This window comes from Rhizobium sp. EC-SD404, assembly GCF_902498825.1.
In the GTDB taxonomy this organism is placed as follows: domain Bacteria; phylum Pseudomonadota; class Alphaproteobacteria; order Rhizobiales; family Rhizobiaceae; genus Georhizobium.
In genome coordinates this window covers 2,527,208-2,542,544 of sequence record NZ_LR701459.1, presented here as the reverse complement: position 1 = coordinate 2,542,544, position 15,337 = coordinate 2,527,208, and the positions used below count along the sequence as shown (strand labels likewise).

At 63.3% G+C, this 15,337-nt stretch carries 13 protein-coding genes; 8 read left to right on the top strand and 5 right to left on the bottom strand.

Annotated features, from left to right (window positions below; translation table 11 throughout):
• Window positions 1–32 precede the first annotated feature (32 nt).
• Window positions 33–536 (bottom strand): SixA phosphatase family protein, encoded by a 504-nt coding sequence (locus GC125_RS13005; RefSeq protein WP_286165502.1) that lies wholly within the window; start codon window positions 534–536, stop codon window positions 33–35.
• A 254-nt stretch (window positions 537–790) separates the two neighbouring features.
• Here GC125_RS13005 and dksA point away from each other — a divergent pair, with 254 nt between their 5' ends.
• Together dksA and GC125_RS12995 are read left to right on the top strand one after the other, a co-directional pair.
• Window positions 791–1,210, top strand: coding sequence for an RNA polymerase-binding protein DksA (gene dksA, locus GC125_RS13000; protein WP_151986032.1), 420 nt, complete (start codon window positions 791–793; stop codon window positions 1,208–1,210).
• Window positions 1,211–1,347: 137 nt separating this feature from the next.
• A complete protein-coding gene (locus GC125_RS12995; protein WP_151986031.1) occupies window positions 1,348–2,163 on the top strand; it encodes an alpha/beta fold hydrolase in 816 nt (271 codons plus the stop codon).
• Between the two features lie 24 nt (window positions 2,164–2,187).
• Here GC125_RS12995 and GC125_RS12990 read toward each other — a convergent pair whose 3' ends face one another.
• Complete coding sequence (locus tag GC125_RS12990; protein WP_199864567.1) at window positions 2,188–2,958, bottom strand: flagellar biosynthetic protein FliO; 771 nt, start codon at window positions 2,956–2,958, stop codon at window positions 2,188–2,190.
• A 315-nt stretch (window positions 2,959–3,273) separates the two neighbouring features.
• Between GC125_RS12990 and cckA the strand changes: the two genes are divergently transcribed.
• The 4 genes from cckA to GC125_RS12970 all read left to right on the top strand — a co-directional run bounded on the left by cckA (window position 3,274) and on the right by GC125_RS12970 (window position 7,971).
• On the top strand, window positions 3,274–5,865 hold the full coding sequence (gene cckA, locus GC125_RS12985; RefSeq protein ID WP_151986029.1) for a cell cycle histidine kinase CckA: 2,592 nt from the start codon (window positions 3,274–3,276) through the stop codon (window positions 5,863–5,865).
• Window positions 5,866–6,073: 208 nt separating this feature from the next.
• Complete coding sequence (locus GC125_RS12980; RefSeq protein WP_151986028.1) at window positions 6,074–6,577, top strand: PAS domain-containing protein; 504 nt, start codon at window positions 6,074–6,076, stop codon at window positions 6,575–6,577.
• A 108-nt stretch (window positions 6,578–6,685) separates the two neighbouring features.
• Window positions 6,686–7,351, top strand: coding sequence for a YiaD family glycine zipper/OmpA-like lipoprotein (locus GC125_RS12975; protein WP_151986027.1), 666 nt, complete (start codon window positions 6,686–6,688; stop codon window positions 7,349–7,351).
• Between the two features lie 146 nt (window positions 7,352–7,497).
• Window positions 7,498–7,971 (top strand): hypothetical protein, encoded by a 474-nt coding sequence (locus GC125_RS12970; RefSeq protein ID WP_151986026.1) that lies wholly within the window; start codon window positions 7,498–7,500, stop codon window positions 7,969–7,971.
• Window positions 7,972–8,050: 79 nt separating this feature from the next.
• On the opposite strand, the gene GC125_RS12965 is transcribed toward GC125_RS12970, so the two are convergent.
• On the bottom strand, window positions 8,051–8,974 hold the full coding sequence (locus GC125_RS12965) for a pseudouridine-5'-phosphate glycosidase (RefSeq protein WP_151986025.1): 924 nt from the start codon (window positions 8,972–8,974) through the stop codon (window positions 8,051–8,053).
• A 59-nt stretch (window positions 8,975–9,033) separates the two neighbouring features.
• A complete protein-coding gene (locus GC125_RS12960) occupies window positions 9,034–9,984 on the bottom strand; it encodes a carbohydrate kinase family protein (protein ID WP_151986024.1) in 951 nt (316 codons plus the stop codon).
• Between the two features lie 211 nt (window positions 9,985–10,195).
• Between GC125_RS12960 and recA the strand changes: the two genes are divergently transcribed.
• Both recA and alaS read left to right on the top strand, forming a co-directional pair.
• On the top strand, window positions 10,196–11,281 hold the full coding sequence (recA, locus tag GC125_RS12955; protein WP_151986023.1) for a recombinase RecA: 1,086 nt from the start codon (window positions 10,196–10,198) through the stop codon (window positions 11,279–11,281).
• Window positions 11,282–11,480: 199 nt separating this feature from the next.
• Window positions 11,481–14,144: an alanine--tRNA ligase gene (gene alaS, locus GC125_RS12950; RefSeq protein ID WP_151986022.1), complete on the top strand. Its 2,664-nt coding sequence runs from the start codon at window positions 11,481–11,483 to the stop codon at window positions 14,142–14,144.
• A gap of 106 nt (window positions 14,145–14,250) precedes the next feature.
• Here alaS and GC125_RS12945 read toward each other — a convergent pair whose 3' ends face one another.
• Entirely contained in the window at window positions 14,251–15,291 is a 1,041-nt protein-coding gene (locus GC125_RS12945; protein ID WP_151986021.1) for an AI-2E family transporter, read from the bottom strand.
• Window positions 15,292–15,337: the final 46 nt, after the last annotated feature.

Genomic DNA, 15,337 nt, shown 5'->3' with positions numbered 1-15,337 from the left:
ATAAAAGGCAGCGTTGTGGCGATCGACTGATGTCAGGCCTCGACGGGCTTTAGAAAGGCATGCAGGCTTGCCTTGCGGGCGGGCAGGTCCGGTGACACTTCGGTCAGATCGATGATGGCAAGGCCGCAGGTGGGAAAGCCACGCCGGAGTTCGGCGCTGGCCTTCCGGCCATCATCTTCGAGAAGTGCGGTGGCCGTGTCTTCCATCATTGGGTTGTGGCCCACGAGCATGACCGAACCGGTGCCTTCGATATCCCGGATGATGTCGAGATAGGCAGCCTGATCCTCGACATAGAGCGCCTCGGTGAAGGTGACATCGGAGATGGGCAGCGCCTCGGCGACGAGGTCCCAGGTCTCGCGGCAGCGCTTGGCCGACGAGCAGATGACGCGGTCGGGGCGGAGATCCTTGGCCGCCATTTCGATGCCGAGCGCGCGCGCATCCTCTCGGCCGCGGGCATCCAGCGCGCGATCGAAATCCCGCGTGCCAGGCTCGGCCCAAACGGCGCGCGCGTGGCGCAGCAGATAAATTCGAAGCATGGGGGTCGCGATCATCCTGCTGAAATAGGGGGAACTCGGGCAAAGACGCAAGCGAGGATCGGCCGCCGTGTGGCCGGGATGCGGGGTAAATGCGTTGAGCTTTATGAGCGAAAGCGAAAATAACGATGTGAATTGAGGCATTTAAGTGAAGGCGAATCGCACGCTAATGTGAAAAACGGCAAATCTTTTGCGCTTGCGAGCAGATTTCGCAGTGGCTATACAGCGGCCCAGCCAACGGTTCGGGGAGATTCGTGGTGGGTGAGAAGATCGACCTTTCTTCCTATGTTCCCTCCGAGGACGAGGAATTCATGAACGTCAAGCAGCGGGCCTATTTTCGGGCCAAACTCGTTGCCTGGCGAAACGACATTCTCCGCGAAGCGCGAGAGACACTCGACAATCTTGCCGAGGAAAATGCCAACCACGCCGACATTGCCGATCGCGCCTCTTCGGAAACGGATCGGGCGATAGAGCTGCGTGCACGCGATCGCCAGCGCAAGCTGATCTCGAAGATCGACGCGGCGATGCAGCGCATCGACGAAGGCACCTACGGATATTGTGAAGAGACTGGCGAGCCGATCAGCTTGAAGCGGCTGGACGCACGGCCGATCGCGACACTGTCGATCGAGGCCCAGGAGCGCCACGAGCGGCGCGAGAAGGTCTATCGCGACGAATAGGTAGGGGCCGACCGGCGCTTGTTGCGCCTGCGGCTTTGAGGCGAGACTTGGACTCGTCTCTCACACTTTAGTGCTCCACGGTTCGTGGAACTGTGACGCACAGCTGCGCATTCGTCTCCTGAACAAAGGAGGCGCTTATGCCGATGATCAAAACCCGCGACAATACGCAACTCTACGTCAAGGACTGGGGCGAAGGCCGTCCGGTCATCCTGATGCATGGCTGGCCGCTCTCGGCTGACAGCTGGGACGATCAGGCTTTCGCGCTCGCTGAGGCGGGGTTCCGCGCGATATCCTACGACCGCCGCGGCTTCGGGCGTTCCGAGCAGCCCTGGACGGGCTATGACTACGACACGCTTTCGGACGATCTTGCCGACGTCATGGCGGCCACCGGTGCGGACGACGCGGCGATCATCGGCTTTTCGATGGGCGGCGGCGAGGTGGCCCGCTACATGTCGCGTCATGGCGGCAAGGGCGTGAAGCAGGCGGGGCTGATCGCCTCCGTGGTTCCCTACATGCTCCAGACCGACGACAATCCGAACGGTGTGCCGCAATCGGTCTTCGACGAAATGACGGCCGGCATGAAGGCGGACCGTGCGGAGTTCTTCGCGGATTTCCTCGAAGACTTCTTCGGTGCCGAGGAAAACGATGTCAGCGATGAACGCCTGCATTGGGCTTGGGGTCTGTGCATGCAATCCGGACTTCGCCCGACGCTTGCCTGCGCGGAAGCATTCGCGACGACCGATTTCCGGCCAGACCTGCAGGCATTCGAGGTGCCGACGCTGATCATCCACGGCACGGCCGACGAAACGGTGCCGATCGATGCATCGGCCCGCGAGGCCGTCAAAGGCATCCGCAATGCGGAGCTGAAGGAATATGAAGATGCGCCGCACGGCCTGTTCGCCACCCATGGCGATGAACTGACCGAAGACCTGATCGCGTTCCTGAAAAGCTGAGTCTTGCGCGAGACGGTTTGAACCTCAGCGCCGCTGGGGCTTCATCTCACCGAGAAGACGGGCCATCTCCTCTTGCAGGGAGGTGGCCTTTTTCTGTTGTGGGGTCATCTCCTGAGGTGGCTCGATGGACGGGATCGACGCCTTGGCACGCTCGGCCGCATCCCGGTCGAGCGTCACGAAGGGCGTGACCTTGACGGGGCGGTTGCGTTCCATCTCGGCGGCGAGCACGGCGGAGAACTCGGCCTCATCGAAGGGATTGCCGGCCTTGACGCCATCGACCTGCGGCTCTGCCGCTACGGGTGCGGGTTGCGTAGCGAAGCGGTCCGCAGGGAATTGTCGGGGAGCTTCTGCTGCGACGGGCGCGACCGGTGCGGTCGCGGCGGCGGCTATTTCTGGCGCAGAGCGTGCCGGTTGTTCGGCCGTGCGCCCAGCCTTCTGCACATCGGCAGTTTCGGACGGTCCCCAATCGGTTTCGATCGAAGGTGCTCGAGTTTTACCGCCGATACCGCTTTCGACGACCACGTCGGCCGGGCCGCCGATCAGGATCAGGTGCTCGACATCGTCACGCCGGATGAGGACGATGCGCCGCTTGGTGTCGACCATGGCGCTCTCGACGACCGAGAGACGGTTTTCCCGGCGGGTCCGGCCACCAAGTCCCGTGACCGGTCGGCCGCTGCGCATGCGGTAGATCCAGAAGACGACGACGAGGGCGAGGAGTGCGATCGAAACGGCCAATATCGCCGTCACCAGCGCGCTGCCGCGCTCGTCGAGCATTCCGGAAAACAGTCCATCCATAGTCTCAGCACTCCGTTTACCGACGGCGCCTGTGGCTCCCATGGCATCGGTCGAAGCCGCGATGCCCTGTCCCTGAACCGTGTCGCCATTTATCTTTAGCAGTTGGTCATCGACGGCCGTAAGCCTCGATCATGGATATTTCGCGATATTCCCCCGACAATCGCGCGCGAATCATGCGGGGTTTCATGACTTTCGACAGGGGGATGGATATGGTCCGATCCGATACACGTCGATTGGCTGACGCACCGCACGCTTCGACCGAGACGACCGAGGCCTTGCGGCCAAATCTGACACTGCCCGATCATGAGGACTGGAATGGCCAATAAGAGTGGGGGCGAACCCTATCCGAGCCCGATCGTGGACCGGGCCGCCAGTCCCAGAACGCTGATGCGGCTGTTCCTGCTGGCGGGTGTCCTGATCGCGGCGGCCATCGCCTTCGTGTTCCTGCGCGATGCGCTGAGCCCTTCGATTGTGCTGGGGCTGCTCGGCTTCCTCTCGCTGCTGGGGATATTCTTCATCGTGTCCTCGATGATCGGCTTCATCCAGGTGATGCCGCACCGAAGCTCCGATCCGCTGGCACGCAGCTTCGTCGACGGGCAGGCGGAAGGCACGCTGATCACCGACCGCAAGGGCCGGGCGGTCTATGCCAACGCGGCCTATGGCCAGTTGACGGGTGCCAAGAAGGCAGCCGACGTCCAGTCGGTCGAAGCCCTCCTGTCGCGCAGCAAGGAATCGTCCGAAGCGGTCTACCGGCTGACCAACGTGCTGCGCGAGGGCCGCCACGGACAGGAAGAATTTCGCCTGACGCGGGCGCTGAACCCGGCATCCGGCGTCGTCGGCGCGCGCTGGTATCGGCTGAGCGGCAGGCCGCTTCTGCTCGAGGAAAATCAAAGCGAGAAGCTCTTTGCCTGGCAGCTTTGCGACATCACTGCGGAGCGGGAAGAGCAGGAGCGCTTCTTCAAGGACCTGCAACACGCGATCGACTATCTCGACCATGCGCCGGCCGGCTTCTTCTCGGCAGGGCGGAAGGGCGACATCGTCTACATCAACGCGACGCTTGCCGACTGGCTGTCGATCGACCTGACGAAGTTCCGGCCGGGGTCGCTGACGATCGCCGAGATGATCGCCGGCGAGGGTATGGCGCTGATCGATTCGGTGCAGGCGGAGCCTGGCCGCAACAAGACAGCGACGCTCGACCTCGATCTGCGCAAGACCAACGGCCAGAGCGTTCCGGTGCGTCTCGTACACCGGGTATCGGCTACCCGTGACGGCGCGCCCGGTGAAAGCCGGACGATCGTTCTCGCGCGCAGCGGCACCGAAGGCAGCGATCATTCCGCCGCGACGGCGGAGATGCGCTTCACGCGGTTCTTCAACAACACGCCGATGGCGATCGCCTCCGTCGACGGCGACGGGCGGATCCTGCGCACCAATGCGCCGTTCCTCAAGATGTTCTCCGGCCTCGTCACCCGCGACGATCTCGAAAACGGCGCGCGCTTCGAGACGGTGATCCACGACAACGACGTCACATCTTTCAAGGCGGGGCTGGAGCAGGCCCGCGACGGCCAGAGCGACATCGCCGCCGTCGACACGCGCCATCCGAACGATGTGGCGCGCCATTTCCGGCTCTATGTGAATGCCGTCATCGATCATGCGGAATCGCGCGAGGAAGCGGCGATCATCTACGTGGTGGAAACGACCGAGCAGAAAGCGCTCGAAGAGCAGATGGCGCAGACGCAGAAGATGAATGCGGTCGGCACGCTCGCCGGCGGCATCGCGCACGATTTCAACAATGTGCTGACCGCCATCCTGCTTTCGGCCGACCATCTGCTGCTGTCGCTTCGGCCATCGGACGCAAGTTTCGCCGATTTGATGGAAATCAAGCGCAACGCCAATCGCGCAGCTGTACTCGTGCGCCAGCTGCTTGCCTTCTCGCGCAAGCAGACGATGCGGCCAAGCGTGCTGTCGATGACCGACGTGATCGGGGATCTGCGCATGCTGATCGACCGGCTCACCGGAACCAATGTGAAGCTCGCCATCGAGTATGGCCGCGATCTCTGGCCGGTGCTGACCGATCTCGGGCAGTTCGAGCAGGTGCTGATCAACCTGGCGGTCAATGCGCGAGACGCCATGCCGAAGGGCGGCACCGTGACGATCCGCACGCGCAACATCTCGGCAAGCGAGGTGGGCAAGCTCAACTATCGCGGGCTGGAAGCGCAGGATTGCGTGCTGATCGAAGTGGCAGACGAGGGCACAGGCATTTCGCCCGAGATCATCGACAAGATCTTCGAGCCGTTCTTCACCACCAAGGACGTGGGCAAGGGCACCGGTCTCGGCCTGTCGATGGTCTACGGCATCGTCAAGCAATCGGGCGGCTACATCTATCCCATTTCGGAAGTGGGCAAGGGCACCACGTTCCAGATCTTCCTGCCGCGCCACATCGAGGTGCCGGTCGAGGCAGCGGCAGAAGGCGAGGCTGCTCTAGCAGTGGTTCCAGTAGCCGCGCCGCAGGCACCGAATGCCGATCGGGTGGACCTGACCGGCAGCGCCGTCGTGCTGCTCGTCGAAGACGAGGAAGCCGTGCGCCGCGGCGGCAAGCGCATGCTGGAAACGCGAGGCTACACGGTGCACGAGGCTGCATCCGGCGTCGAGGCGCTGGAAATCATGGAGGAACTCGACGGGGCGGTCGACATCGTGGTGTCGGACGTGGTGATGCCGGAAATGGACGGGCCGACGCTGCTGCGCGAATTGCGCAAGGACTACCCGGACCTGAAATTCGTGTTCGTTTCCGGTTATGCGGAGGAGGCCTTTGCGAAAAACCTGCCTGCCGACGCGAAATTCGGCTTCCTGCCGAAGCCGTTTTCGCTGAAGCAGCTGGCGATCACAGTCAGCGAAACGCTGAATTCCTAGGACCATAGGTCCCATAACGCGCTTGGCCTGAAGGCCGCCAAGGCTTGTCGGTTAGCAGTTTCTACTTTAGTGCATCTTTCGACATTTGCGTGTGCATATCGATACTGGAATTCTTGCCCGATCGTCCGTTTGCCAAGTAGCGTTTGATGCAATTCCTGCCGCGGAGCGCGCAATACTGCGCCTGCGGTATGGTAGGGGCAGCAGAACCATGAACGAGCATATCATGCATGATCCGGAGTTTTCCGGCCGTGCGGTGACGGCACCGGATGACGCGCTGGCGCTGTTGACCGCGTTTGTCGGTCGCAACGATTGTTCGCCCGGCTCTGCGGTGGTCGAGGTCCTGTGCAGCCTACCCGTGTCGGGGGTCTGGAAAGCGGAGCTGACATCCGGTCTGCTCTACTGGTCGCCAACGGTCTTCGACATCTACGGTTTCGAGATAGCCGCAGGGCCGGTCAATTTCGCCCGCGGCATGAACAGCTACCATCTCGAGGACCGCGAGCCGCTGTTCGACATGATCGACCGCGCGACCCGCGACCGCCACGGCTTCTCTTCCAACCTCAGGATCAAGCCGGGACATGCGGCCGGCGATGACGACGGCTGGATCTTCATTCGAACCGAGGCGCGCTTCCATGTGAACGAGCATGGCCTGGATGAAATCTACGGCAGCGTCGGCATTTCCGATTCAGATCGGTGCTTCATCCGTGCAGCCTGAATGGCGCCATGTTTGCAGGCTTCCAAGGCAAACGGCCTTCGTGTTGACGCGAATCCCCCGTTCGGTTCTAACGATCACCATTCGAGACATTCCTGGAGAGGACCCATCATGACCAGATCAGCATTCAGGCTGCGGATTGTTTCCGCCGGCCTGGCAACTGCGCTGCTTGCCGGTTGCACGAGCGACCCATTTACCGGCCAGCAGCAGCTGTCCAACACGGCCGGCGGCGCCATGCTTGGTGCTGCTGCCGGTGCCGGTCTCGGCCTTCTGGCTGGTGGCGACGACCGCCGCAACGCTCTTCTCGGCGCCGGCATCGGGGCATTGGCCGGTGGGGCGATCGGCGGCTACATGGACAATCAGGAAGCGCGCCTGCGCGCACAGCTGCAGGGCACCGGCGTTTCGGTGACCCGCAATGGCGACAACATCATCTTGAACATGCCGTCCAACATCACCTTCGGCACCAACGAAGCGAGCGTCCGTCCGGACTTCTACAACACGCTGAATTCGGTCGTGCTGGTTCTGCGCGAATTCGACCGGACACTCGTCGACGTGCTCGGCCACACGGACAATGTCGGTTCGGCGAGCTACAACCTCGATCTGTCGCAGCGGCGCGCCCAGTCGGTTCTCGGCTATCTGACGTCCCAGGGCCTCGATCCGCGCCGCTTCCAGGCGCAGGGATTCGGCTTCAACCAGCCGGTTGCCGACAATTCGACCGAAGCAGGTCGCGCCGCGAACCGCCGCGTCGAGATCCGCATCGTCCCGATCCAGGGTTGAACACCCACATCATGATTCCCGGCCCGGTCTACATGCCGGGCCGGCGTTCACCATAGACGTGGATGAGTGGCCCCCAGCCACCTGAAATCTATGGTTTTTCGGCCAGTTCGGCGGTATCTTGAAAAGTCTTCTGGGGGACTTTCATCATGAACAGGATCTATTGGGTTTTCGCGTTTCTCGTTCTTTCCGGCGGGAGCGCTTTGGCGTGTCCGGACTTTGCAAAGTCCGGCGATACGTACGAGCTTTCCGGGGCCGATCTTTACACCGTGCACCAGTACAATGTGCGCGCAGGCGGAAACATCAACATCGAGAAGTGCGGCAACGTCACGCCGCAGACCGATCGCGGCCGCGGCTATGTGACGGAAGCGCCGGACTTCACCTTCAACCTGAGCGGAATGGGGAAATATATCCTGACCGTATCGGTGGAGAGCGATTGCGACAGCGTGCTGCTGGTAAACACCGCGTCTGCGGGTTGGTACTATGACGACGACGACAACGGCAATCTGGATGCGAAGGTCAGCCTGACGCGTCCGTCGGACGGCTGGCTCGACGTTTGGGTCGGAACCCATGACGGCGCGGTCTGCGACGCGATGCTGTCGATGGAAACCTTCGACCGCTGACCCGGCCGTTCAGCCCCGCGTTTGGCAGGCGATCCGCGCGCGGGTCGCCTGTTTCCGCATGGCCGCTCGACGGGTCCGATCAGGCCGCCAGGGCGACGGCGATGCGCGTGGCGAGACGGACATTCGCCTTGACCAGCGCGATGTTGGTTTCAAGGCTCTTTCCGCCGGTGATGTCGACGAGTTCGGACAGCAGGTACGGCGTCACGGCCTTGCCGCTGACGCCGGCTTTTTCGGCGCGGGCCATGGCTTCGCGGATGTGGGCTTCCATGATTTCGCGGGCGATTTCGTCCTCGGCCGGCACGGGATTGGCGATCAGCATGCCACCGGTGATGCCCATGGCGGTGCGGACCTTCTGAAAACGGGCGATCGCATCCGGAGTGTCGAGGCGCAGCGGCGATGTCAGGCCGGATTGGCGCGACCAGAATGCGGGAAACTCATCCGATCCGAAGGTGACCACGGGCACGCCGCGGGTTTCCAGCACTTCGAGCGTTTTCGGCACATCGAGGATGGCCTTGGCGCCGGCGGAGACGACGATGACGCCGGTGCGGGCAAGCTCGTCGAGATCGGCGGAGATATCGAAGCTCGTTTCGGCGCCGCGATGGACGCCGCCAATGCCGCCTGTGGCAAAGACGCCGATGCCGGCATGGGCGGCGGCGATCATGGTGGCGGCAACCGTCGTGGCGCCTGTGCGGCCTTCAGCCAGGGCGAAGGCGAGATCGGCGCGCGACAGCTTCATCGCATCCTTGCGCAAGGCGAGGGCGGCGAGCGTTTCGTCCGACAGGCCGACATTCAGGACACCATCGATGACGGCGATCGTGGCGGGCGTTGCGCCTTCCTCGCGCACGATGGCCTCGACCGCCCGGGCCATGTCGAGGTTGCCCGGAAAGGGCATGCCGTGGGTGATGATGGTCGATTCCAGTGCCACGATGGGCTTGCCGGACGCCCGCGCCTCGGCAACATCCGGGGCATAGGCGATAAGACCGGTTTCGTCTTTCAGGCTCATCTTCGTCTTCTCACGGCTTGTGTCTGCATCGGGATAACGTCGTGGCGGCTCGCGCCCGGCTAGCGCTTCAGATGCAATGGATCGATCGGGGGCACAAGGGCAAGGCGCGCCCGCACGGCATTCAGCGTCAGCCCGGGCGGTGCCGGCTCGGCGCTTTCGACGGCAAGTGAGGCGGCGGCGACGCCGTGCCTGCAGGCATCGGTGAAGGGCAGTCCGTTCTGCAGGAAGGCAAGGGTGGCGGCAGCGAGCGCGTCTCCGGCGCCGGTGACATCGACGATGCTGCAGCCCTCGATCGCGGGCAGCAGGAACGTCTCATGTCGATCGAAGGCGAGGGCCGCGCCGGCGCCGGCCGTGACAATGCCGCGTTCGATGCCTGCGGCGCGCAGCTGCTCTGCCTGCGCCCGCCAGTCGTCTGCCAGCGGACCGACGAGCGCTTCGGCCTCGCGCCGGTTCATGAACAGGCTGGAGAGGGAGGCTAGCACGGGTTCCAGCCGCACGATCTTGGCCGGCGAAATGGCGATGGCGGACAAGGGCCGGCCTGCCTCGTCGCACCGCCGCGCCAGGCGCGCGATGGTCGCTTCCGGGAGGTTGGCGTCGACCAACACCGCATCGGCATCTGCTATGGCATCGCGCAGGGTGCGGCGATCGCATTGGCGGGGCGAAAAGGCATCGTAAAGCGCCATGTCGGCAAGCGCGACGACGAGATCGCCGTGCGAATCGAGAATGGCCGAATAGGTGGGCGTCGCCCGATCGAGGAACGTGATCGGCGTATCCTCGACGCCAGCATCGGCCGCCGCCCGTGCCACCGTTTCGCCGGCTGGATCGCCGCCGCGCGGCGCCACCAGACGGACCGCATGACCAAGCCGCGCGAGATTGCGGGCGGCGTTGAACGCGCCGCCGCCGGCCATCTCCGCCCATTGCCCGGGATTGCTGGCGTGGAGATGCAGCGGGCCCTTCACCTGCCCGCGCCGATCGAGATGCGCCCCACCGATGACAAGGAATCGCCTCAACGGCAAACCTTCCACAGGATAGGTGATCCTGGCTTCTTTCCCGATTTGCGGGTAATGCTGATCATGCGCGGAACAATCCGGGAATAAACGTGGAAAAACAACGGCGGGCCAGAGATTTAGAAGGCACTTGCCAAATGAGAACAAAATAGGTACAAACGAGAACAGATGGCATGTTTGCCTGTCCGGCTCGAATAACCTAAAGGTGGATCATATGGCACAGAACTCGCTGCGGCTCGTAGAGGACAATTCGGTGGACAAAAGCAAGGCTCTCGACGCGGCGCTCTCGCAGATCGAGCGCGCGTTCGGCAAGGGCTCGATCATGAAGCTCGGTTCGAACGAGCAGGTGGTCGAGATCGAAACCATTCCGACCGGCTCGCTCGGTCTCGATATCGCACTCGGCGTCGGCGGACTGCCGAAGGGCCGTATTATCGAGATTTACGGACCGGAAAGCTCGGGCAAGACGACGTTGGCGCTGCACTGCGTTGCAGAAGCGCAGAAGCGCGGTGGCATCTGCGGCTTCATCGATGCCGAGCACGCGCTCGATCCGGTCTATGCCCGCAAACTTGGCGTTGATCTTGAGAATCTCCTGATCTCGCAGCCCGACAATGGCGAGCAGGCCCTCGAAATCACCGACACGCTGGTGCGCTCCGGTGCCATCGACGTGCTGATCATCGATTCGGTCGCGGCGCTGACGCCGCGCGCTGAAATCGAAGGCGAGATGGGCGACAGCCTGCCGGGTCTTCAGGCGCGTCTGATGAGCCAGGCGCTGCGCAAGCTGACGGCTTCGATCTCGCGGTCGAACTGCATGGTCATCTTCATCAACCAGATCCGCATGAAGATCGGCGTCATGTTCGGCTCGCCGGAAACGACGACGGGCGGCAACGCGCTGAAGTTCTATGCGTCGGTGCGCCTCGACATCCGCCGTATCGGCTCGGTCAAGGACCGCGAAGAGACTGTCGGCAACCAGACCCGCGTCAAGGTCGTGAAGAACAAGATGGCGCCGCCGCTGAAGGTGATCGAATTCGACATCATGTATGGCGAAGGCATCTCCAAGACCGGCGAACTGGTCGATCTCGGCGTCAAGGCCGGCATCGTCGACAAGTCGGGCTCCTGGTTCTCCTACAACAGCCAGCGTCTGGGGCAGGGGCGCGACAATGCCCGCCAGTTCCTCAAGGACAACCCGGATACGGCCCGCGAGATCGAGACGGCGATTCGCCAGAATGCCGGCCTGATCGCCGAGAATTTCTTCGATGACGGTCTGCCGGACAACGACGCGGACGACGCCGCGGCCGGCTGACGAGGCCGCCATTCCCTCAACAGTTTCGCATCGATCGATTGCGGCGGGCCCCATCCGGGTCCGCCGTCTTCGTTTCAGGCAGTCGCAAAGCGCGGCGTTTGCGATGCTGGACAGGGTTTGTGACGAACGATAAAAGCCGGACACACAAAGGCTGGCGGCCCTATCGGGGGCTGGTCGAACAGAAGAAAAAGGGCGTTTCATGAGCGGCGTAAACGACATCCGCAGCGCATTTCTGGACTTCTTCAAGGCCAATGGCCACGAGGTCGTCAGCTCGTCTCCGCTTGTGCCGCGCAACGACCCGACGTTGATGTTCACCAATGCCGGGATGGTCCAGTTCAAGAACGTCTTCACGGGTCTGGAACAGCGGCCGTATTCGACGGCAGCGTCTGCGCAGAAATGCGTGCGCGCCGGCGGCAAGCACAACGACCTCGACAATGTCGGCTATACGGCGCGCCATCACACCTTCTTCGAGATGCTCGGCAATTTTTCCTTCGGCGACTATTTCAAGGAGCAGGCGATCACGCTTGCCTGGAACCTGATCACCAAGGATTTCGGGATTGATGCGAACCGGCTCCTGGTGACGGTCTACCACACGGATGACGACGCTTTCGCGCTGTGGAAGAAGATCGCCGGCCTGCCGGACAGCCGCATCATCCGCATTGCGACGAGCGACAACTTCTGGGCGATGGGCGATACCGGTCCCTGCGGGCCGTGCTCGGAAATCTTCTACGATCATGGCGATCACATCCCCGGCGGGCCACCGGGATCGCCGAACGAGGATGGCGACCGCTTCATCGAGATCTGGAATCTCGTCTTCATGCAGTTCGAGCAGCTCGCCGGCGGCGAGCGTATCGAATTGCCCCGGCCTTCGATCGACACGGGCATGGGCTTGGAGCGCGTCGCCGCGCTGCTGCAGGGCAAGCACGACAATTACGACATCGATCTTTTCCGTGCGCTGATCGCCGCTTCTGTCGAGGCGACGGGCGTGAAGGCGGAGGGCGACAAGCGCGCCAGCCATCGCGTCATCGCCGATCACCTGCGCTCGTCCGCATTCCTGATCGCCGATGGCGTGCTGCCGTCGAACGAAGGCCGCGGCTACGTGCTGCGCCGGATCATGCGCCGCGCAATGCGCCATGCGCGGCTTCTCGGCGCGCAAGATCCGTTGATGTACAAGCTTCTGCCGACGCTTGTCTCCGAGATGGGCCGGGCCTATCCGGAACTGGCACGGGCGGAGGGTCTGATTTCCGAGACGCTGAAGCTCGAAGAAACGCGCTTCCGCCGCACGCTCGACCGCGGCCTGACGCTGCTGGACGATGCGACGTCAGAGCTGAATTCGGGCGACCGGCTGGATGGCGAGACGGCGTTCAAGCTTTACGACACCTACGGCTTCCCGCTGGATTTGACGGAAGATGCGCTTCGGCTGCGTGGCGTCGGCGTCGATACCGACGGCTTCACCGCGGCGATGGCGCGCCAGAAGGCGGAAGCCCGCGCGGCGTGGTCCGGGTCGGGCGATGCGGCGACGGAACGCGTCTGGTTCGAACTGCGTGACCGTTTCGGCGCCACCGATTTTCTCGGTTACGACACCGAGCAGGCCGAAGGGATCGTGGCTGCCCTTGTGCGCGACGGCCAGGAAATCGAAACGGCATCCGCTGGCGAGAGCGTCGAACTCGTGGCGAACCAGACGCCGTTCTACGGCGAGTCCGGCGGCCAGATGGGCGACACGGGAAAGATCGCGGGTGAAGGTTTCACCATCGACGTGACTGACACGCAGAAGAAGGGCGAGGGCCTGTTCGTTCATATCGGGACGGTTCGCGAAGGCAGCGTTTCGCGTGGCCAGGACATCGTCCTGACGGTCGACCACAAGCGCCGCTCGCGGCTCCGGCAGAACCACTCGGCGACACACCTGCTGCACGAAGCGCTGCGCGAAGTGCTGGGTACCCACGTCGCGCAGAAGGGCTCGCTCGTGGCGCCGGAACGGCTGCGCTTCGACATTTCGCATCCGAAGCCCATGAGCGTCGAGGAGATCGCGCGCGTGGAAGAGATGGCGAACGCCATCATCGTGCAGAACGCGCCTGTCTCGACGCGGCTGATGGGCGTCGAGGATGCCATCGCGGAAGGCGCGATGGCGCTTTTCGGTGAGAAATACGGTGACGAGGTGCGTGTCGTGTCGATGGGCACCGGCATCGAGGGCGCCAAGGCCGGCAAGCCGTATTCGGTGGAGCTGTGCGGCGGCACCCATGTGACTGCAACCGGCGACATCGGCCTTGTACGGGTTGTGGGTGAGGCGGGCGTGAGTGCCGGCGTGCGGCGGCTCGAGGCGCTGACCGGCGAGGCGGCACGGGCCTATCTCGCCGAGCAGGACGAGCGCGTGCGTCGTATCGCGGCGAGCCTCAAGGTTCAGCCGGCAGATGTCGTCGAGCGGGTCGAAGCGCTGATGGACGAGCGCAGGCGGCTCGAGCGCGAATTAGCGGACGCCAAGCGCAAGCTGGCGCTGGCCGGTCCGGGCGGCGGTTCGAGCGGTGGCGAGGCGCGCGACATCGCCGGCGTCAAATATCTCGGCCGCGTGGTCACGGGTGTCGAGCCGAAGGCACTGAAGGGCCTGGCGGATGACGGCAAGAAGGCGCTCGGCTCGGGCGTCGTCTGTTTCGTCGGCGTCAGCGATGACGGAAAGGCGAGCGTCGTCGTGGCTGTGACCGACGATCTGACCGGCACGCGCAGTGCCGTCGATCTCGTACGCGTCGCTTCTGCATCGCTTGGCGGTCAGGGCGGTGGCGGCCGGCCTGACATGGCGCAGGCGGGCGGACCTGACGGCACGCGCGCGGAAGCGGCCATCGAGGCCGTTGCAGAAGCGCTGGCGGCCTGACGGCCAGCTCAGCTGCCTTGACCGGCTGAGTTCTCCCGTCGGTCAAGAATGACTGTCATTCGATATCGAGGTCGGTCTGTTGGGGGCGAGATTGCCCCGCAACAGCCTAGTTGCGCCGCTCGTCTTCCGCCGATTGCAACTGCGTCTCGCGCGGTGCTTCGCGCTCCAGGAAATCGTGAACGTAGAGCTCCTTGGTGAGCATGCGCCCGACGGCGACCAGCGGCATGGCGAGCGCCAGGCCGAGAAGGCCGAAAAGCACACCGAACAGCAACTGCGCGGCGATGACCAGCGCGGGTGCCAGATCAACGCGCTCCTGCTGCACGAGCGGCGTGATCACGTAACTTTCCAGCGTCTGTACCGCGAGATAGACGGCTGCGACCCAGAGCAGCATGGACGGGCCTTCGCCGAAGGCGAGCAACAGCGCGGGCGCGACTGCCAAGACCGGACCGATGTTGGGGATGAAGGCGAGCAGACCGGCGATGATGCCGAGAATGAAGGCGAGCGGCATGCCGATCAGCAGAAGCCCGATACCGGTGAGAACACCAACCACGGTCATGGAAATCAGTTGTGCGGCAAGCCAGTTCTTCAGCGTCGAGGCGCTCTTTCCCAGTAGGTGGGAGGCGCGGGGCCGCAGCGAAGGCGCGAAGAGTTGCAGGACGCCGTCGCGATAGAGCCGTGGCGCGATGGCCACATAGATGCCGATGAAGACGATGATGACGAAGTTCCCGAGCGCACCGAAGGTCGATGTCACGGCGCTCGATGCCGCGCGGCCCCCTTCACCCGAGATCAGCCCGGCCGGATTGGCGCGGTCGAGTGCGCTGCTCGCCCATTCATATTCTTCGAGCCGACCGCGCAGATTTTCGATTGCGCCTGGGATCTGGCTGGCGAGCTCGTTGAACTGAGCGGCGATCGATGTGGCCGCCACCGTGAAGACCCCCACGATGGCGAGCAGCAGCAAGAGCGTAAAAATGCCGATCGACCAGGTTCGCGGAACGTTGGTGACGCGTTCCACGAGCCCGCCGCCGCCATTCAGGAAGGCGGCCATGAGAAGACCAGAAAAGAGAACCAGCGCGACGCTCGGCACCAGTATGAACAGGAGAAGGACGACCACGGCCGCAACCGCAATCGAGATCTTCCATCTCGGCATGATTTAGGTCCCCAACGCTGCTGACTTTGATTTAACAGGCTTTAAT